This is a genomic window from Gorillibacterium massiliense (genome assembly GCF_000455485.1).
GTDB lineage: Bacteria > Bacillota > Bacilli > Paenibacillales > NBRC-103111 > Gorillibacterium > Gorillibacterium massiliense.
The window spans coordinates 25,368-44,699 of sequence record NZ_CBQR020000129.1 but is presented as its reverse complement, the minus strand read 5'-3'; the positions used below and the strand labels follow the sequence as shown (position 1 = coordinate 44,699).

Annotated in this window: 22 protein-coding genes and 1 tRNA gene; 13 read left to right on the top strand and 10 right to left on the bottom strand. The window is 50.4% G+C overall.

The annotated features are described in order from the left end of the window. Positions 1-11: 11 nt before the first annotated feature. The gene (locus TJ79_RS27300) at positions 12-416 is read left to right on the top strand and encodes a hypothetical protein (RefSeq protein WP_155987933.1); all 405 of its coding nucleotides are present in this window, start codon (positions 12-14) and stop codon (positions 414-416) included. Here TJ79_RS27300 and TJ79_RS17145 read toward each other — a convergent pair. The 3 genes from TJ79_RS17145 to TJ79_RS17135 form a co-directional block, all read right to left on the bottom strand. Beyond that, the gene (locus TJ79_RS17145) at positions 333-1,379 is read right to left on the bottom strand and encodes a YkvI family membrane protein (protein WP_040951582.1); all 1,047 of its coding nucleotides are present in this window, start codon (positions 1,377-1,379) and stop codon (positions 333-335) included. The two genes, TJ79_RS27300 and TJ79_RS17145, sit on opposite strands and share 84 nt — an antisense overlap. 218 nt (positions 1,380-1,597) lie before the next feature. Further along, positions 1,598-2,224, bottom strand: a complete 627-nt coding sequence (locus tag TJ79_RS26105; RefSeq protein ID WP_052339699.1) for a hypothetical protein — start codon at positions 2,222-2,224, stop codon at positions 1,598-1,600. Positions 2,225-2,317: 93 nt separating this feature from the next. Next, complete coding sequence (locus TJ79_RS17135) at positions 2,318-3,262, bottom strand: helix-turn-helix transcriptional regulator (protein WP_052339698.1); 945 nt, start codon at positions 3,260-3,262, stop codon at positions 2,318-2,320. A gap of 237 nt (positions 3,263-3,499) precedes the next feature. Here TJ79_RS17135 and TJ79_RS17130 point away from each other — a divergent pair, with 237 nt between their 5' ends. From TJ79_RS17130 to TJ79_RS17105, 6 genes are all read left to right on the top strand, one after another. Then, positions 3,500-5,215, top strand: coding sequence for a hypothetical protein (locus TJ79_RS17130; protein WP_040951562.1), 1,716 nt, complete (start codon positions 3,500-3,502; stop codon positions 5,213-5,215). A gap of 97 nt (positions 5,216-5,312) precedes the next feature. Then, complete coding sequence (locus TJ79_RS17125; RefSeq protein WP_040951561.1) at positions 5,313-5,882, top strand: xanthine phosphoribosyltransferase; 570 nt, start codon at positions 5,313-5,315, stop codon at positions 5,880-5,882. A gap of 70 nt (positions 5,883-5,952) precedes the next feature. Continuing rightward, on the top strand, positions 5,953-6,279 hold the full coding sequence (locus tag TJ79_RS17120; protein WP_040951560.1) for a hypothetical protein: 327 nt from the start codon (positions 5,953-5,955) through the stop codon (positions 6,277-6,279). A 172-nt stretch (positions 6,280-6,451) separates the two neighbouring features. Then, complete coding sequence (locus TJ79_RS17115; protein WP_202903337.1) at positions 6,452-7,165, top strand: response regulator transcription factor; 714 nt, start codon at positions 6,452-6,454, stop codon at positions 7,163-7,165. Then, the gene (locus TJ79_RS17110) at positions 7,162-8,580 is read left to right on the top strand and encodes a sensor histidine kinase (protein ID WP_040951559.1); all 1,419 of its coding nucleotides are present in this window, start codon (positions 7,162-7,164) and stop codon (positions 8,578-8,580) included. Before TJ79_RS17115 ends, TJ79_RS17110 begins: the two co-directional genes overlap by 4 nt. Further along, a complete protein-coding gene (locus TJ79_RS17105) occupies positions 8,567-8,770 on the top strand; it encodes a hypothetical protein (RefSeq protein WP_040951558.1) in 204 nt (67 codons plus the stop codon). Before TJ79_RS17110 ends, TJ79_RS17105 begins: the two co-directional genes overlap by 14 nt. Before the next feature lie 10 nt (positions 8,771-8,780). Here TJ79_RS17105 and TJ79_RS17100 read toward each other — a convergent pair whose 3' ends face one another. Next, entirely contained in the window at positions 8,781-9,203 is a 423-nt protein-coding gene (locus TJ79_RS17100) for a NusG domain II-containing protein (RefSeq protein ID WP_040951557.1), read from the bottom strand. A gap of 198 nt (positions 9,204-9,401) precedes the next feature. On the opposite strand from TJ79_RS17100, the gene TJ79_RS17090 reads away from it, so the two are divergent. The 3 genes from TJ79_RS17090 to TJ79_RS17080 all read left to right on the top strand — a co-directional run bounded on the left by TJ79_RS17090 (position 9,402) and on the right by TJ79_RS17080 (position 10,536). Beyond that, complete coding sequence (locus TJ79_RS17090; protein ID WP_040951555.1) at positions 9,402-9,596, top strand: DUF2933 domain-containing protein; 195 nt, start codon at positions 9,402-9,404, stop codon at positions 9,594-9,596. A 197-nt stretch (positions 9,597-9,793) separates the two neighbouring features. Beyond that, positions 9,794-10,093 carry a rhodanese-like domain-containing protein gene (locus tag TJ79_RS17085; RefSeq protein ID WP_040951578.1) on the top strand — a complete coding sequence of 100 codons (300 nt, stop codon included), beginning with the start codon at positions 9,794-9,796 and terminating at the stop codon, positions 10,091-10,093. Between the two features lie 47 nt (positions 10,094-10,140). Then, positions 10,141-10,536: an NUDIX hydrolase gene (locus tag TJ79_RS17080; protein ID WP_040951554.1), complete on the top strand. Its 396-nt coding sequence runs from the start codon at positions 10,141-10,143 to the stop codon at positions 10,534-10,536. Between the two features lie 56 nt (positions 10,537-10,592). Here the strand turns inward: TJ79_RS17080 and TJ79_RS26100 are convergent, their stop codons facing one another. Next, entirely contained in the window at positions 10,593-11,561 is a 969-nt protein-coding gene (locus TJ79_RS26100) for a GNAT family N-acetyltransferase (protein WP_052339696.1), read from the bottom strand. Between the two features lie 29 nt (positions 11,562-11,590). After that, the gene (locus TJ79_RS17070) at positions 11,591-13,669 is read right to left on the bottom strand and encodes an endonuclease MutS2 (protein WP_040951553.1); all 2,079 of its coding nucleotides are present in this window, start codon (positions 13,667-13,669) and stop codon (positions 11,591-11,593) included. 537 nt (positions 13,670-14,206) lie between these two features. On the opposite strand from TJ79_RS17070, the gene TJ79_RS17065 reads away from it, so the two are divergent. Beyond that, a complete protein-coding gene (locus tag TJ79_RS17065) occupies positions 14,207-14,431 on the top strand; it encodes a hypothetical protein (protein ID WP_040951552.1) in 225 nt (74 codons plus the stop codon). A 41-nt stretch (positions 14,432-14,472) separates the two neighbouring features. On the opposite strand, the gene TJ79_RS17060 is transcribed toward TJ79_RS17065, so the two are convergent. Further along, positions 14,473-14,871, bottom strand: coding sequence for a YhjD family protein (locus TJ79_RS17060; protein ID WP_040951551.1), 399 nt, complete (start codon positions 14,869-14,871; stop codon positions 14,473-14,475). A gap of 208 nt (positions 14,872-15,079) precedes the next feature. Between TJ79_RS17060 and TJ79_RS17055 the strand changes: the two genes are divergently transcribed. Further along, positions 15,080-15,166 (top strand) — tRNA-Leu (locus tag TJ79_RS17055). 251 nt (positions 15,167-15,417) lie between these two features. Here TJ79_RS17055 and nudK read toward each other — a convergent pair. Continuing rightward, positions 15,418-16,368, bottom strand: coding sequence for a GDP-mannose pyrophosphatase NudK (gene nudK, locus TJ79_RS17050; RefSeq protein WP_040951550.1), 951 nt, complete (start codon positions 16,366-16,368; stop codon positions 15,418-15,420). Between the two features lie 324 nt (positions 16,369-16,692). Here nudK and TJ79_RS17045 point away from each other — a divergent pair, with 324 nt between their 5' ends. Further along, positions 16,693-16,980 (top strand): CGCGG family putative rSAM-modified RiPP protein, encoded by a 288-nt coding sequence (locus TJ79_RS17045; protein WP_081756961.1) that lies wholly within the window; start codon positions 16,693-16,695, stop codon positions 16,978-16,980. Positions 16,981-17,068: 88 nt separating this feature from the next. Here the strand turns inward: TJ79_RS17045 and TJ79_RS17040 are convergent, their stop codons facing one another. Together TJ79_RS17040 and TJ79_RS17035 are read right to left on the bottom strand one after the other, a co-directional pair. Continuing rightward, positions 17,069-17,800 carry a response regulator transcription factor gene (locus tag TJ79_RS17040; RefSeq protein ID WP_040951549.1) on the bottom strand — a complete coding sequence of 244 codons (732 nt, stop codon included), beginning with the start codon at positions 17,798-17,800 and terminating at the stop codon, positions 17,069-17,071. 14 nt (positions 17,801-17,814) lie between these two features. Beyond that, positions 17,815-19,326, bottom strand: a complete 1,512-nt coding sequence (locus tag TJ79_RS17035) for a sensor histidine kinase (protein ID WP_238323046.1) — start codon at positions 19,324-19,326, stop codon at positions 17,815-17,817. Between the last annotated feature and the right edge of the window lie 6 nt (positions 19,327-19,332).

Below are 19,332 nucleotides of genomic sequence, written 5' to 3'. Positions count from 1 at the left end.
GGGATTTTAACATGTTCATAACACTTGCTATATTTGGCGGGATCGTAGGTCTCTTGATTATCGCGGCTGCCGTCTATACGGCTTTGTCGATTCGCAAAGGACGATCTGATACGGCCCAAAGCGGGCGCTTTCCTGAAGGGACACGGCTCCATTGGACGGTCCTCGATTACGGCTTGCTGTTTCTCCTAGCTTTTGCTGTCCTGTTTCTTTTTGTCGACTTGGTAGCGGTATTGAGGGACTCTCGGCCTTATCCGGCTTTTCATATCGGGTATTTGATTTCGGGTTTTGTTTTCGTGCTGCTCCATGCCGGTTTCCTCTATATCCGGCTGCTGTTAGTGCTGCGCGCTTCCCGGCCTAAGGGTGCTGTTGTGATAGAAGAGGGTACCGAGCCAAAAGAAGCTTATCAGTCCAAATAAGGGATATAGAAGGGATAGCAGAGAACTGAAACCGGCTTGAGCGATAAGAAAACTAGTGACCAAAAGGCAAATAATGACGAGTTTTCCGTTCAATTGAGATTTTTGTTGGACTTGCAGCGATAATCCGAAAACGTCGGCAACCAACGTTGTGAAAATCTCTCCGAGAATAACGAATAAATAGATGAGCTGCACGACCGTGCCGAGACCGCCGATCAATTGCCCCATGGGGATTTCATATTGCCGGATGCCAGGCATATGCGCCGATAGGGCGAAGTGGGCGATCATGAGCATGCCGCCGATGCTGATTCCGCCAATGGCACCGCCCCATATGAGCACTTTGCGGTCGCGGATTTCGGCTCCCAGCGGGACGAGCACGGCTTGGGCGGTTGCCAGATTGAAGGCGGAGTAAAGCACGGGGGAGAGCCAAGCCCGCCAATGATTGAAGTCACCCTTCAAGATCAGCCAATTGCTTGCTGTCGGCAGCTTCCACGTTTCAATCAGGATGAGTACCGTGAAGAGCAGCATAATGGGAACGACAATGGTATTCACCGTAAGCAAGCCTCTAATTCCTCCGATGATAACAAAATACCCGCAGATCACCGTGATCAAAGCTCCCAGCTGAAAGGGAATATGAAACTGCTCGGTAAAAAGCGATCCGGCTCCCGCTACCATCACGGCTGACGTTCCCAACAGAACCACCAGCATGAACATGCTGAAGACGGTACCAGCTTTTTTTCCGAGCAGCAGCCGGTTCAAGTCCTCAAAGGAACGGGAGCCCGTTTCCGCAGCCAATACCATCAGCTTGATTCCGGCCAGCACGAAAAGCATTGCGGCGATGCCGATCGCCCATGATCCGATCCGTTCATATTGAGTAAAGAACTGCAAAATCTCCTGCCCCGACGCAAAGCCGGCGCCGACCACAGTGCCAATGTACGTAAAGGCGACCTGCAGAGCCTGAAGCATTTTTCGCACCGGCTATCCCGCCTCTCTTGCCGCCGCCATTTCATGGAAAGACGATGGCGCTATTAACAGGGTATGTCCGGCAAGGACGAGGCATGCCTATTTCTCCGTTAGCGCGAGGCATCTAGCCGTTATCCGGTAACCTATTTACTCGATAAAAAAGCTGCTTTCCATCCTCTGCAAAGATGGATGAAAGCAGCTTTGATTATGATATACGATTGCTAACTGGAACTACGTCCAAAAAGTTTGACGGATTGAACGGTTTGGGTAAGCGGGTCTACATCCATTTTCAAGATGGTGGATGCCGTTTTATACGAAAGTACATAGCCTGTGTCCGTATCAGGCTTGCCCAGAGAACGCACGACTTTGTCCGGAGATTCTCCCACACGGAAGCCATTTAATCCGGGATCGATGCCAATAAGGTGAGTTTCAATGAAAAGGACCTTGTTCGTTTCGTTGAAGCCGACGGAGAAGCCGTTGTATTGATACACCTTGATGCTGCCATCGGCATCATCCATTGTGCTTTCCGTGGTTGGCTTGCCGTAACGGCTGACGACTCGATCGATGGAATCATTCAACATAAGTGCCATTAGCTTGGGTTGGCCGCTTGTATAAGATTCGCCTGCACCGATGTCACTACCGGAAAAGGTTTGCGTTTCTTTCCCGGGCGTCGACGTTTCACCGGGATGAGTAGGTTTGGCGCTTGCGGCGGAAGTTGGGGACAGTGTGGGGAGCGCCTTTTCAGGAAAGTGATCCGGATGAATCAACCGTCCCGAAATAAAGCCGATCGTTGCGGCCACGCTAAGCGCCAGAACAGCAAAAAGATAGCGTTTGGCGTACTTATTCATTTCTGACCACCCCTTAACCTTTACGGTTTTCTCTATACATAGATCAACATTTCTCTCTGAAATAATAGACGCCTTTCTTCTGGTAAAGTTGCTCTATTCCTGAACATTTGCTGAAAATTTTCGAAGCATCATGCGTGACTCTTTCCCATTTTGCTGATTGAACATCCGTCGGCGGTATTCCCGGGGGGACTCTCCTCCCCACTTGCGGAAGCAGGCCGTGAAGTACGCCGCCTGCTGAAAACCGACGGCTGCAGCGATACGGCCAATAGAAAGATCGGTTTGCAAAAGCAGCAGTTTCGCCTGCTCCAGACGATAACGGAGTAGGTATTCCGTAGGTGAGCAGCCGAACTGTTTCTGCATGCAGCGGGCGATGTAAACCGGGTGGAAATTTAGGGCAGTGCCTAAATCTCGGGCGGTTACGTCCTCCCGGTAATGCAGACGCAGGTAGGAGGCAGCTAAATCGGCGGCGCCGATTGGCGGCTGGGGGGGCAGATCTGCCAGGGAATCCGCTAAAATCTCCAAAACTTCTTGAAACAGCAGCTGCTGCTTCCAGCGGACAGCGTCCAGGTGGAAGAGCCCCTCAAAAGTGTTCAGCTGCTGCAATAGCTCGTACATCCGCGTCGGCTTAGTCAGCCGGGTAAACTGAGGCAAGCGCAGACTAAAAGCGGGAACCCTGCCTTCGGGTCGGCCGTTACTGAATCCCGCAAATCGGTCGGCGCTGCCCACACCATCTTCGTCATCCTCGGCTGTCGTCCATGAGCCTTCGGTTTGAAAATGCAGCCAAAAGCTCCCGGTTAGTTCCCGGCAGCTTTCCGTCGGATAATGATGCAGATCTGGCCGCAAGATGAGGGCATGGCCTTCGGCCACTTCATAGCGCCGATCCTCCTCCCCGATGTACATGCAGCCTGTTTTTACGACCAGAAGATCGAACTCGCCGATGGCGCAGCGTTCCGGATGTTTGCGTCCGGGTCCGGCCAGGCTGTAGCCGCTGCGGATGTAATGGGGGAGGGGCAACGCAGAAAAGCGGAGGACGGACATGGCGATCGCTCCCGCCGGCCGAGAACGGCCGCTAGTAGAATAGTTTTATTATTAATGGTTTTAGTTGATAGAGTATAACTTTCCGCCAAGTATACCACTTATAATACCTATTGGGTACCCGCTTTCTGCGACGCCAATCTCTCTTTTTGCGAATTGGAGCAGGTTTCATATATGAAAGATGAAGGGGAGACAAGGGCGTTCGGCGAAGGCAAAAACAAATGAAGGAGCGATCCCCTTTTGACGAACGCATATGAGCACTTCAAGCTGGCGATTTACTGCACCGCAACCTGTTTGGATGCAAGCTTCGAGCAAATCCAGCGGGAGTTGATCTTTTTCCGCAACCATCTGAAGGTTTCGAAAGTGTATCTGGAAAATCACCGGGGAGATGTCAGCCTGAGTAAGGAGCGGCTGCTGGAGCTGAAAGCTTTTTTCGAAGAGAGAGGAATCGAGACGGCGGGTGGTATCACACCGATTTTGGGAAAGCGCTACCGTCCGGGCTACGGGCGGCATTTGCAGGCGATCTGCTACACGGACGAGGCGTCGCGGAAGGATTTTCAAGCCGCGGTGGAGACAGCTGCGGCGGTTTTCGACGAAGTGATCTTCGATGATTTCTTCTTTACCAACTGTGCTTGCGACGATTGCCTGCAGGCGAAGGGAGACCGTTCATGGGAGGAGTTCCGGCTAGAACTGATGGCGGAGGTTTCCGAAAATCTCATCCGTAAACCGGCGCTTGCGGTGAATCCCAGGGTCAAGCTCGTCATCAAATATCCCAACTGGAACGAGTCCTATCAGTCGTCAGGATACAACACGGAAAAGCAGCCGCTGATCTTCGATGGTGTTTATACCGGCACGGAAACTCGCGATCCAGCCATCACCCAGCAGCATATTCCCCGTTACGCTTCTTACTCCCTGCTCCGTTGGATGGAAAATCTAGCCCCAGGGAAAAACGGAGGCGGCTGGTTTGACAGCTTCGACTGCACCTATACCGAGTATTATTTGGAGCAAGCGTATTTGACCTTATTTGCTAAAGCGAAAGAGATGACGCTGTTTTGTTATAGCATTTTGAAAGAAAGTTATTATATACCGGCACTCGGCCATCAACTGGATAAGCTGGATGCTCTTATCGGGCAGTTGGGGAATCCAGTAGGCATGAAGGTTTACGAGCCTCACCATGCTAAAGGGGAGGATCACCTATACGACTATTTAGGCATGATGGGCATTCCCCTGGAGCTGACGCCAACCTTTCCAAAAGACGGCAGTCCACTTTTGATTACCGCCAATGCGGCGAAAGACGAAACGGTGCTTGCAAAAATGAAAGCGCATCTGCGGGGCGGCGGGACCATCATTATGACCTCCGGCTTCCTAACTCGAATGGCTGGGAAGGGCGTGGAAGATCTGACCGTGCTGCGTGCGACGGGGAGAAGCATGGCGGCAAGTCTCTTCGCTCAGGATACGGGTGTCTGCTCCTTTAATCACTTTTCCTCTTCGGGGGAAGCCGTTACCCTGCCTGTCCTTGATTTCAGCACCAACAGCACCTGGCAAAAGCTTGTCGCCTGGAACGGACAGATGAACATTCCACTGCTCGTATATGACTATTACGGAAATGGGAAACTATACACTTTGGCGGTTCCCGATAATTATGCCGATCTGTGGAAGCTGCCGGAAGCTGCCGTAAGCGGTATCCGCAACGTTTTCACGGAAGAGGTACTGCCTTTTGAACTCGTCGGTCCGGCAGAAGTGGGCTTGTTTGCTTATGACAATGGAACGTTTATCGTCGAATCCTTTTCCAAAGTGCCGCAGACCTGGCATATTACGGGCTTGAAAAGGAAGAGGTTGACGGTGTTGGCGAAAATGCCCGGGACTCAGGTGGCCGTGATTCCCCACGAAGACGCCTCTGGTTACACCCTGCATATGCCGCCGTCCTCCGTTTGTGTCCTCCGTTTGTCGGAATAAAGCCGATTTGTGATAGAAGCGCTCAAGCTATGTTCAGGAGGGATGGATTTTGCTATGATATAGCGAAAGAAGGAAGCTGTGGAGGGTGAGCCGGTTCATGGAACTGTTAAAAGAGAGAATTAGACAGCAAGGCATCGTTTTGACCAGTGATGTGTTGAAACTGGACGCAATCCTCAATCATCAGGTCGATACGGAACTAATCATGGAAATGGGCAAGGAATTTGCCAGACGGTTTAAAGAGGAAGGCGTGACGAAGGTCGTCACGGTGGAATCGTCGGGTATCACCATCGCCTTTGCAACGGCGTACGAGATGAAGGTGCCGCTTATTTTTGCCCGGCGCAAAAAGACGCTGACAACGGACAACGACTGTTGGCTGGAGCGGGTGCCGTCCTTTACCAAGGGCATTGTCACCGATATCATGATCTCCAAGCAATTCCTGACTAAAGATGACCGGGTATTGATCATCGACGACTTCATCGCCAATGGCGACGCGGCCCGGGGGCTCATTCGCATTATCGGGCATTCCGGAGCGGCGTTAGTGGGCGTGGGGATTGCTGTGGAAAAGGCGTTTCAGCTTGGCGCTCCTTCCATTCGGGAAACGGGCATCCGTGTCGATTCCCTGGCGAGAATTCTTCGCATGGAGCCTGGATTCATCGAATTGGAGTGATTTTCACCTTTTCTCCAGTGCCTTTTTTCGCTATAATATGGCTAAGCTTTATAGAGAGGAGGCTTGCACTATGGGGAATGGTACGATTGCCGAAGAATATTTGCTTGAAAAGCTGACGGAAGCCAAGATTCATTTTGAACGCGCTCTTGATTGCAAACATACGGATTTTGACGATCTGTATCCCTATATGATTGAACATCCTCAATTTTTCTGGTACAAACGCTATGTGGCGTGGTCGGAGCTTTTGACCATCGTCAAGCTGTGCCGGGAGCTGGAGGTCGATTGGACCGCCCAATTTTCGAGCCGTCAAGAGGAATACATCATCGGCAAAGTCATGTCGGGCAAAGTATTGGATTATTGGTACGAAACCAATGATACCAAGGAACACGTCGGTTAAGTCGGATCGCTTTCGTTTCGGCACTAAATAGAGGAAGACAGCGGCGCTTGGGAGATTTCCTGGGGCCGCTTTTTTCTGTACGTTTTTCCGCAAATGAAAACCCCATTGTTTCCTCACATCTATTCGCTACAATAGAAGAAACGCTTTTTTTGTCAGGGAAGGGGATTCGATCGTGCCCAAGCTTCAGATTTTGATCGTTGACGATGAATGGAACATGCGCAATCTGTTGCGGATCTATTTGACCAAAGAAGGCTTTGATGTAAAAGAAGCGAGGACGGGCAGGGAAGCGCTGGAAATGGCCGGAGCCCAGTCTTTCGATATGATATTGCTCGATGTCATGATGCCGGATATGGATGGCTGGCAGGTATGCAAGGCGATCAGGGAAACCCAAACCGTTCCGATAATCATGCTCACGGCGCGCTCGGAAACGAAAGATAAAGTGTCCGGGCTGAGCTTGGGTGCGGACGACTATTTAACGAAACCTTTTGAGCCTGAGGAGCTGCTGGCTCGTATTCATTCTCTGCTCCGCCGCTCATCGCTGTCGCAGGCTCAATTCGCTCTACCCAAAGAAACTCTCATGGAATTTCCCGGTTTGCGGATCTTTCCCGATAGCCGGGAGATTGTTATATGCGACCGCAATGTGGATTTTACCCACAAGGAATTTGATCTTTTGGCCGTTATGGCGGAAAACAAGCTGCGGGCATTTAGCCGGGAGGATTTGGTGGAACGGATTTGGGGCTGCGATTATCAAGGCGAGTCACGCGTCGTTGACACCCATGTCAAGAATATCCGGGAAAAAGCGCAAAAAGCCGGCCTAGCCTATAACCCGATTCAAACGGTATGGGGAATCGGCTATAAATTCCACAGCGTCAGTGAACGGCCATGAAACAGAACCGGATCGGCATAAAACTGGGACTTACCATCCTCGCCGTATTGGTGGTCGTGCTGCTGTCGCTGGGATTAGCGGTCGAACGCATGTTTTCCCGCTTTTATTCGGCGGAGATGAAGCTCCAAGTCGAGGAAATGGCAGCGCATTTTGCTGCGATGGCGGAATCCGGGTCTGGCACCTCCGATGAGATGTTGCGGACCTTTGCGGAATTTTCTGATGTCAGCATTTTTTATCTCAAGAAGGACGGCAATATGATTCATCTGGGGGAGCATGATCCCACCGATCGTACCTTTATCCATAATCGCGATGTGGAAAACATCTTTGCGGGAGAGGAAATAAGCTTTGAGCATACCGACCCAGATGGCAATCGGTATTTAGTCGTCGGGCGGCCATTGAATGGCAAAGAAGGCATTCAGAGCGCCTTATATGTTATGGCGTCTACCAAGCATCGGGATAGCTCTGTGGCGGCGGTGCAAAATCTGCTGATTTTATCCGGGATCGGCGCTTTTCTGCTGGCGCTCGGCATGACCTGGATTATTTCGCAAATGATGTCCCGGCCGCTCATTCAAATGCAGCGGGCTACTAAGCGCATAGCCGCGGGGGAACTGGATACCCGCGTGAGCGTCGGCAGCAAGGATGAAATCGGGTCGCTGGCGGCGGCGATCAATGATCTGGCCCAGGACCTCAAGCGGTACCGGGACAACCGGCAGCAATTTTTCGCCGACATTTCCCATGAGCTGCGGACACCCATTACCTATCTGGAAGGATACGCGAATGTGCTGCGGGAACGGCTTTATGATACGGAAGAGGAGCGGGACCGGTATCTGGGAATCATCGCCCAGGAAGCGAAGCGCATTCAAGCCCTCGTCGACGATTTGTTTGAACTGGCTAAAATGGATGAGGGCCAAATCCATCTCTCTCCCGAATGGATCGATTTAGGGGAACTTGTGCAGCAGGCGGCGGAAAAAGCGGAATGGAAGGCAAGAGAAAAGGGGCTGCAACTTAATGTGCATATCCCTTCATCACCGCCCGTTGTCTATGCCGATGGGCTGCGAATGGAACAGGTGATGTTGAACCTGCTGGACAACGCGGTTCGATATACGGAATTGGGCAGCATTGAACTCAGGGTGGAACAAACAGACAAACACGCCATCGTGACGGTTACCGACACCGGAATCGGAATACCGGAAGAGGAGCGTCCCTATGTCTTTGACCGGTTTTATCGGGTGGAAAAATCCCGTTCCCGCCAGTTCGGCGGCACCGGTTTAGGGTTGCCTATCGTAAAGAAGCTGATTGAGTTGCATGGTGGCACCGTAACCGTATCAGGGAACACAGGTAGCGGGACATGTTTTCGGCTGGACATTCCGCTAACCGGTGCATGGGAAGAAGGGCTTGAGAATGAAAAAAAGTGAGTGGCTGATCGCGCTTCTGCTGATCGGAATGGGCATCGGCTGTATGATCGTCTCGGCTGCTTTTTACCGCAGCGATATGGTTCTGGTCGCAGGACGCATCTTCAAAAAGGCATGCATGATCATGATGGCAGCAGGCGTTCTTGGCGGCGTTTTGTACTATTGGCTGCGAAACCGAAAGGGAAGAAGTTGAATAGCGGGATTCAGTTCACTACGGCGTCAACCTGGTTCTGGACGGGTTTTCCGGTACTCTTGATCGTCACCACCATGCGCAGAGGCAAGCAGATGATTGTTTCGCCGGGCTTTTGGATGAGACCGTAGGTGAAGCAGATTTTTTCCGGGCAATCGGATTTTACGACTTCAATGCCATTATTGCGAACGCGAAGCCGGTCATACCCGCGAGAGGTACTGATCTCGATGTACCGCTCTTCTTCAGTCAATTCCACGGTTTGATCGGGTTTCCCATCAACGGAAATAATGGCATAGGGTTCACCTACGCTTCCGCTGTTGCCCCATAGATGCATTTTTTCGTGAAAAATATAGACAGAGGCGGTGACTAACAAACAACCAATTAGGAGATAATCTCCGATTTTTAATTGATTCGTTATGAATTTGAGCGTTCTCATGGTAAGAACCGTCCTTCTAGATATTGAAATCTGCGAACCATCGATTGTAGAAACCGATGATAGCAGCAGTATGTGTGAAAAGTATGGGGAGCAAGGTCAGAATCACACAGAAACGACAACGTTTCTTCATCGTTTCCACAAAATACAGCGGTATCCTGAAGGTGTTCAGTTCAACGAAGTAGGAGGAGGTGGCACGATATGAACTGGTCTTGGCTAGTGGCATTGGTTTGCCCGGTAATGATGATTGTCATGATGCTGGGCATGGGCGGTATGCACAAGCATGGTTCTCCGAAAAAGACTTCCGGCGGAGATGCGGATCTTCGCGGGGAAATCGCCCAATTAAAGCAGCAGAACGAGCAGATTACCCGGGAGCTTCAGCGTTTGTCCAAATAAAATAGCCGCATAGGAAAACACTGCAAAGCTGATATTAGCCTTGCAGTGTTTTTGCGTTTTCGGCTGTTCTCTAAAAGAGCGGATAGGCCAGTTGATCTTGCGAATACCAGCGAATATCAGGCATTATAGAAGATAATGCATCGATTACTTTTGAGATGAAGGGAAGAGATGAGGTGGCCTTTCAAATATCGAAAAGTATGACGCCCAAAGAAGTCGCAGCCGAAATGAACGGTGGGAAGCCTCTCTTTATGTTGGACGTACGCGAGCCCGCTGAATGGGTTGAAGGGCATGTAGCCGGCGCCAAACATATACCATTGGGACAATTGCTGGAACGTCTTGATGAGCTGGACCCCAAGCAGGAGATGATCGTCATGTGCAAAAGCGGCGGTCGCAGCGGGTTGGCTTGCGAATTATTAAGCGAAAAAGGCTATAACGTGGTGAACATGACCGGCGGCCTCAGCGCGTGGAAAGATAAAGACAAGCTGACAAGAAATTGAATGACTGTAGGAGCCCTTGAGCCTCTTGCAGGATAGGGGGAAACGGAATGGATAATGCCATTGATAAAATCGCTTGGGTTCATATCGTCGACAGAAAAGTTCTTTGCGCCCGCTCTAAAGGGAAAGATACCTATTACATGCCTGGCGGCAAGCGCGATCCCGGCGAAACGGATGAGGAAACCCTGCAGCGGGAAGTTGCCGAAGAATTATCCGTCTCGATTATACCAGAAACTATTTCCTATTTCGGAACCTTCGAGGCGGAGGCACATGGAAAGCATGGCAAACGGGTGAAAATGGCTTGCTACTCGGCGGAGTATAGAGGAGAATTGCAGCCCGCTTCGGAAATTGAAGAACTAGCCTGGTTAACCTATGAGGACCGCAACCGGGTATCGGACGTTACAGGGCTCATATTCGACAGCCTGCATGAAAGCGGGCAGATATAGAAAACGAAGCGCTGCTGTTGGCGGCGCTTCGTTTTTTTTTGCTGAGATTTGGCTGGCTAATCCATTAGATCAAATTCAACCGGCCAATGAACGGGACCGGCCAAGCGGGACTTCTTCTCCGCTTCCCGAATGTAGCTGGCAGCGGCTGCATGCTCAGGGTCAAGGACCTGGGCCATAGCGGCTTCCCAGTGGAATTGCTCGATCGTGAAGGGAAAAGGAATCATCATTTCCGCCATTTTTGGATGGAGTTCTAAATGGAGGACACTCTCGACCGGCTCATCTGTTTTTTCTTGGATGAAGGCCAATATGGCGGAAGCGCTGGATTTATCCTTAGATAGGAGCATGGTTATCTCAGACGGCTTGCGGGTTTGGTATTTCACGAATCCGATCACTTCAGAGCCGCAGCAGATGACAGAATATTGAAATTTGGAAGCGAGGCTGATCCATTCCGTCAAATCTTGTTCCGGTTGAACGGCAAAGTCTCCTTGACTATACCAGAGTTCCCACATGCTCATAAGTTGAGGAATATCTTCCGGCACCACCCGGCGTTCCGATAAACCGACGGCTAGATCGGATACGGCTGGCACAGTTATGGCGATTCGGCTCGTTCCGAATATATGAGTATGGAAGCCGAAACGGGGGTAGTACCTCGAGTGTCCTAAAAGGAAAACGAGAGCATTACCTTTCTTCCGGGCACGTTGGATGCCTTCCTCGATAATTCGACCTCCCATCCCTTTGCCCTGGTGATCCGGGCGAACGCCAACCGGGGCGAAAAATACAGTGGGAACCTCCTCTCCTTCAACCCACACCGTGCAAGGAGTTAGGAGGCAGTGAGCGACGATCTCCCCGTCTTTTTCTGCCACAATGGATAACTCCGGATCGAAGCGACGTCTTCTGCGCAGCATATCGACAAGAACGGCTTCCCCCGTAAAGGATTTGTTCTGAAACGCTTCGGTGTGAACGGCTGCGATTCCGGCGTAATCTCTTACTTTTTCGGAGCGAATGATAACTTCGTTTTGATTCATCGTTTAACAACTCCATTTCTTATTATTGGTCATGATTCTTCATCTTGCTCCGGGGTGATGATGGTGACGCCATCTGCGTGCTTGCGGCTCATCAAATGCCGCTTTTTGCGGTTTTCCTTCGTTTCGAAGACGATGTCCATATCATAATCCTCCGGATACAGCTCTTTGCGGTCGATAAACGGCTTCAGGCGCTTGGCGCGAATTTTCATTTTTTGCTTCTGCACCATGATGATGAGCTCACCTTTCTTGTCTTCTTCCGTCACCACCACGCCGGAGCGTTTCAGGTAAGGAATGAAGACGACGTCGCCAACCTTGAACGTTTTCGTAGAGCTATCATCGCTGCCGTTGCTGCCGCCGGTAAGGGGAGTGCCATTCTTCGGCAAAAGGTCCGGATCTGCGCCGGTATGCGCCTGTAACGCTTCTTGGCGGATGCGTTTTTCGGCTTGCCGGACAGCTGCTTTCCGGTTGGGGCGGGTGATAGGTGGCTTGTTCCGATTCTCTGACTTTTCAGTATCCGTTGACTCTCCCTTGGGATCAACCGCTTTGGGCAGCTCTGGCAGACTCGCCGATACATGGCTGTTCGTAATGCTGCGAGCTCTCTCGATGATCCGGGGAGAGATGCCCAGCTTACCGGCAATATGAAAAGCATAGCTGCTGCCCGCCACTCCAATGGTCAGTCGGTAAAGAGGGCGGAGCGTCTCCAGATCGAATTCCATCCGGGCATTTTCAAATCCGGGCGTCACTTGGGCGAACTGTTTGATTTCGTTGTAATGGGTGGTCGCGATAACCGTCGCGCCTTTCCTGTACAGCTCCTCCAATACCGCGATAGAAAGCCCGATTCCTTCGCCGGGGTCGGTGCCCGTTGCCAATTCGTCAATAAGAATCAAGGTACGGGAATCCGCCGAGTCCAGCATGCGGATGATGGTCTTGATATGGGACGAGAAAGTACTGAGCGACTGATCCATGCTTTGATTGTCGCCGATGTCCACTTCCACGTTAGAAAAAACAGGGACGCTGCTGTCCTCCGCAGCTGGAATGGGCATCCCCGACAGCGCCATTAACGTGAGCAAGCCGACGGTTTTTAACGCCACCGTTTTGCCTCCTGTGTTCGGCCCGGTTATGATCAGCGAGCGGTAGCGGCTTGCCCCGTTGCCGCCGATTTCAATGGTGAGTGGGACTGGCTTAGTCTGAAGGAAAGGATGTGCGGCTTGTCGCAGGTGAATGCGGCCCTCCTCGTTAATGGAGCATACCCGTGCATTTATGCTTAGGGCGTATTTGCCTTTCGCAAAGACAAAGTCGTAATGGCCGATGATCTCCACATTCATCTTCAGCTCGGTTTCATTCTCTTCGACTTGTCCGGTCAGTTCGGTCAAGATTTTTTCCTCTTCGATGGTTTCTTCTGCCCGCAGAGCCGCCAGCTCGGACTGCAGCTCCGCCAAATCGGCGGGCTCAATGAATACGGTCTGGCCGCTGGCGGATTCATCGAGTACGGCGCCAGGCACCAGCTTACGGAATTCCTTTTTCACCGCAAACACATAGCGGCCGTTACGTTGGCTGACGATGGTTTCTTGCAGGCTGCTTTTGTACTTGCTAAGCAGTGTGTCTAATTTCCGCTTGATCCGCTCTTCTGCAGTACGGATGCGCTTGCGAATCCGGTTCAGCTCGGCGCTTGCCATATCTTCAATTTGGCCTTGGCGAATGCAAACTTCGATGTCCTCCATTAACCGTTTTAAATCGTGAATGGAGTAAACGTAGGCCGATAAAGTTGGGGCGATATCTTCTTTGCGCGTAATAAAATTCGTCCAGTGGCCGCAACTGCGGATGAACTGTGCGATGGCCTCTAAGTCTCGGGCTGGCAGAATGTAGCCTTTTCCCAGAAGAGCCAGCGGCCCTTCCATGCCGGTTAACGTCGGTAGCGGCAAACCGGTACTGGAGGCGGCTACGTCTCGCGCTTCGCCGGATTCTGTCAGTTTCCGACGGATCATTACAGCGTGGTCCATCGGCTCCATTTGTTCAATATGTTTCCGGCCGACGAAGGTAACGGCATAGCCCAGCAGTTTTTCTTTGATGCGTTCATAATCGAGTTTGGCAAGGGTATTGGGATTCATGGGTTTGCTCCTTTCAAATGATGGTTGAGTTTTGAAATCTGGGCATGAAAAAAGGCAAAGAGAACGCGACAGCGTCATCTTTGCCTGGAGAAAAATCACGCGGGCGGAAATAAAAAAGCCGTGCGGCAGCACGGCTTCATCTCCACGGGCGGATTCCCGGCGGGGTGATGTTCGCAGTTCTTAACCGTGAACGTTGACGGAAAGAAGCGTACAGGAAACAAACCCAGCTAATTACGCCGGAAATGCAGTCGCACGATTCAGGTCAACGATATGAAGCTCACAGGTTAAGAGTACGCACCGACATCAAAATTTCCCCTTTAGTATAGGATAGGTCAATCATAACCACGGGATGATCCCAAGTCAACGGGCGTAAATGGTTATATTTATTTATGGCATAGTGTGGAGAGGAATTATGTATTCGTTTGATTCCGACGGAGTGAACTTGCTTGCTTAAGCGGATAACGGGATAATAGAAGGGGCTTGAGAAAAGACAAGCCATCACATAGCAAGGATAAAAGAGCAAGGAGGGTGCGATAGATGATCAGCGACGAAGAATTGGATCGTTTCCGCCTGGAAGGGACAAAGGTGCGGGTGATTCGGGATGCGGATGAAGCCAACGATGTAAAAGGCATCGTCATGGCCTGGGGCGATGAGCATGTTCTGATCCGAAAGCAAAATCGCAAGCTGGTGAAGCTTGAACGCAGCTATACGTTCCAGCCTTGGGATGAGGCGAGAAAGCCTGGATTGTCGGAACATGATTGAATGGCGGAGACGAGCAAGGGAAGAAAGCTAATCTTAACGCCTTAACTAGCAGATGATGAAGGGGTGCCGGCATATTTGTTCGCCATCCTACTGACTTCTGAACGGGTATCCTCACGGCTTAATGCGACGGTTTCATGATACCCGCGGCAGATGAACTTGCAAGTTACGCCATTGGCGTTCTTCTTCTCCGTATAAATGCGGATGCCTGCCCGGCCCAGGCTTTGTCTGACGCGAATGAGATCCTCCTTAATGGAATCCATCATCCGCTGGATGACTTGTATGTGGGGGAGACTGATACGCAAAGAAGATTGGCCGATGGCATCCATATCCCGCTGCAGAATCGTCAGCAAAACGGGAAGAAGCACGTATTGCTTGACCAGATGCTTCTCAGCGGCAGTTGGGACAGGGGGGCGGGAGAGATCAATTGCATTCATTGCCATGGGCCGAACCTCCGTTCGTATATTTGTTTCCATTGTATTACAAATGTTTACCAACCGCAAGTGAAATGAGAACAAATGTACGTTTTTCTGAAAAAATGATAAACAATTGCATTTATCAGCTGAAAAAAAGATGTTTGACAAGTCCCTATTCTTCATGATATATTATTTTTTGTCGCCAAACAGTAACAAGTGAAGCGGCAAACAAAATGCGGTCATGGCGGAATTGGCAGACGCGCTAGATTCAGGTTCTAGTGTCAGCAATGACGTGGAGGTTCAAGTCCTCTTGACCGCACCATACATAAAATCAATACCTTCAGTTTACTGAAGGTATTTTTTGTTTTGGCGGTAATATTCCATGAGTTGGTGACGCCGGTCACTCAGCCGTTACTCCTCCGATGCTAAAATGAGTCACAAAGAACACGGGTAATGGAGGATGACTACTACGAACAAAATCCGCTCGAACTAAATCGGGCTGTTCTGAGTTATCTGCAGCTCCTCAGAACAGCCCTTTTGTAGCGAAATATTGCTTTCGCCGGTCGCTTAAGACTAAACCAGAACTGGAATATCATCAAGCTCAAGGTATATCATTTTTCCTTTGGCTATAGCGATTGCTACCATTTCATCAGCGCCCTTTGAAGGGCCTCCAATTCTAAGAACAGCGTCGCAATGAGATAACAGGCGAACTGCCGATGGGTGAAACAGCCGGTCGAATATCTCGTCGCCAATTCTGCACGACCCAGCCGTTTTCATCAGTGGAAGGGCGTACCATTCACCGAGGACCGGCATATGTCCCATTTCATAAACGCGCAGGGCTGTTTCGTTCATCAGCCGCATATTGGCCTCGATTAGGACCGGATCATCTCCAGTGTTGGAGCGATAAGGTCCAGCAATTAAAATATGCTGAGGCTTGTTCTCGAGCTGAAGTAATCCATGCAGTTGGGCGTACTGAAGCAGCATAATTGTTTTCGCATCCCGGATCTCGCCGGTTTCCACCATGTGCATCGCTTGCCCGAACGACAGCTCGAGCACTTCGATTTCTTCTTGTTCTTTAGCTACGCCTCCGCCATGACCGGTAAGCATATGAGAGGCATATTCCGCTACAAAGAAATACAATATTTCCGTAACCGACCCGGGGGACATGTAAGCTTCTCCAACCTTGCGAACGTTGGTCACTCGGTATCCGGTTTCTTCTTCTGTTTCGCGGCGAATGCAGTCCTCAGGCGAGTCCATATCCAGCAGCCCGGCGCAAGCCTCGATCAGCATCCCCGTTTTGTTTCCATTCAAAAAAGTAGGCATCCGAAATTGCCGGGTCAAAATGACGGTTTGCTTTTCTCTGTTATACAGCAGAATGGTGGCGCCATTGCCTCGGTCGTACGCTTCTCTAGCTTGCGTTTCCCAACTGCCGTCGCCTTTTTGATACTTGAAGGTCATCTTCTTTAACACGTACCAATTGTTAGATAAAACCTCTTCTTTTACGATTTCAATATTCGGTGTCATCCGTGTCGCTCCTTGTCTTCTTGGATTTTATAGGTTTGATCGTAGGGACCAGAGTAAAAGCATTGATTAGTGTGGCGCTGAACAATCCAGTTATTAGACAGTTGAGTATCAATAAACGCAAACTCTCATAACAATCTCCTCTCTTAGTGGGAACTTGCCGCCAGCCAGTCTGTATGTGGAAGACGATCTTGAAGTATTATCAGTTATCTTAAAACTGAATAAAATACTCAAAATATTAGGTAGTTTCATTGATTCCAAAACATCAATTGGTCTACCGATGCTGAAATGGGTCAAAAAGAATGCGGGTAAAGGAGGAATGATGAAGTGGAAGTGATTCGGAAAATAAAAGCTAACGACTGGTCCATCAATTTGGAGGATGACTATTACGAACAAAATCCGCTCGAGCTCATCCCTGCCGCTCTGGATGCGGTGAAGAGTACGGCTTCCGGCTATTATGTCAATCTGATAACCCCTGGCTGCTTCGGAAATCCGCTGGATGATTTCATTCCCAAACTGATGAGCAGGCTAAGTGAGGAGCGCATCGCGGTAAGGGAAGTGCGTTATGTCGACGAATGCGGCTGCGGAGGGCATGTGACAAGAGTATTTCGATGAAAGGGACATATGTTCATAAAAAGACAGGAAAATCTTATGGGATCATCCCCGCAAGATATCCTGTCTTTTTTTGGTTTGGCCACGTTTATTAGGTTTCAAGACCCGAACCCGAGTCACCGGACATCGGAAGACTCCCTTTCCGCTGAGCCAGGATCTCGGGGATGTGCAGTTCACGAAGGATAGCGATCACATCCTGTACACTGTCTTTTTCAAATTTCTTAATAATGCTGTGGATTTGCGACTTCAATGTGGAAGGCTCCACATGGCGCTGCTTACAAATTTCGCTGCGGGTATAATCCTTCATCAGCAGGTCCAGCACCTCCAATTCCGTCGGGGTCAGCATGGTCAAGCGATGGAAGTTGCGAAGCAAGCTGTCCTCCACCGTCTTGATTCGTTTGAATTCCCGGGTGATCTTGCCGGCGATGTTGGCATGGAGCGAAGGCATGCCGTAATAGGCATCCTTGACGGAGTCGAGAATCGCATCTGCCGACATGTTCTTCAACAAGTAATTAGTTACGCCCATTTCAAAGGCACGAAACACCATATCGTCCGTCTCGCAGACGGTGAGCATCAGAATCTTGATATCGGGCATATAGGTTAAAATTTCGGAAGCGGCCCTGAGTCCGGCTTCTTTGTCTTCCAACTCGATGTCCATCAGGATGATATCTGGCCGATATAGCGCGGCAAGCATCGTCCCTTCGTACCCGCTAGCAGCTCTGCCTATAAACTCGATTTGCGGGTCTTTGCCGAGGATCATTTGATAACGCTTGGCGATTAAGTTGTCGTCTTCCACGATAAGCACTTTGATAACGTCGCTCACTTCGTTTCATCCCCCTAATTCTTGATCGTCCGAAAGAGCGGCATGACGATATGGAATGAACTGCCTTCCCCTTTTTTGCTGGCCGCAGTGATTCTTCCCCCATGGGTCGAGATGATGGCATGGCATAGAGACAGGCCGATTCCCCAGTTTGTAGCGGTAGGCTTGGAAGAGAAGAAGGGCTGGAAAATCTCTTCCAGATGTTCATTGGCAATGCCTATTCCGTTATCCCGCACGGTAAGCTCCACCCATTTGTTTTTGACGTTGGTCTCCACATCAATCCTTCTCGATTTCTCAGGAACATGCTTCAAAGCGTCCGCGGCATTGGACAGAAGATTCTCTATAACCTGGGTGAAGTATTCCGGGTCGGCCATGATCATCAACTGCTGCGGGCTTCGCTCATAGTGAACGTACATTTGCTTCAGCTCCACGGTCAACTCCCCGAGGGCTTTCTCAATTAGCTCGTGGAGAGAGACGGGCTGCAGCTCCATTCTGGACCTTAAGGTTTTCTGATGGATGACATCCAGCCGGTCATAGATATTGCGGCAGCGCTGCTCGATGACATGGATCTCCTCTACTACGGCGGGGGACTCCTTGCACATGTCCTCGATAAATTCCGTTTGCGCCATGATTGCAAGCAATTCATTTTTCATGTAATGGCTGAACACCCGGGAGGTCAGCACCGCGGAGTCAATATTACGGGAAATGACGGCTTCCTGGTTTTTGATCCGGTTTTGGATTCGGGCGTACTTATAGATGCCGTAAAGGCTGATAAACAAGCAAAAGGCTGAGATATAAGGAAGCAGCGCGTACATGGACGGGTTGCCCACCAGATTGATCGGCTTGAAACGGATGAAGTTCGCCGCTTTCGAAACGTTGATCATAACGTCCGGCGCCCAGAAGTTGATGTAGTAGTACATGCCTTGAAGCGACAGGAAGCTGATGAGAATCATCGCGATATTGCTGCGGATTTGGCGCATTTTCGGCGCGTCGAACAGCGCGTATAGGAGTAGGGCGCTTCCCGCGACGATGTACAGTGTATTGAGAATTAAGGATATCCGGTGAAACGACTCATAAGTGGCAATGAATTGCCGGGACGATACGAAAGCAGGATAAAGCCTGAAATACAGGCGAGTATAAAAGGCGGGGTCGTACGCTATGACTTGTACCACGCAGGGCACCGCCAAGAGAAGCAGGATAAGCCGGTTCCATTTCCGGATCCCGTTGAAGGCGAAAAATATAGCCGAGCACAGCCCGGTATAGAGAAACGACACTGAGAAAAGGGTATGAATGCGAATGAGCGTGTAACGGGTAACGGGTAGGAACATCAACTGGTTTTGGACTTTCCGGCTGACTCCGAAGTAATCGTATAAGCTGCCGTAATTATAGGCGTCTTTGGCCATGTACGTGATGATATCGCTGACGACAAGCAAAAAAGACAACCCCATGAACAGCATGAATAGAGTCGCCCTGGTATATTTTTGCTGGGTGAGACAGAAGATGGCAATCGCGATAAACAAAACGAACATCGAGAA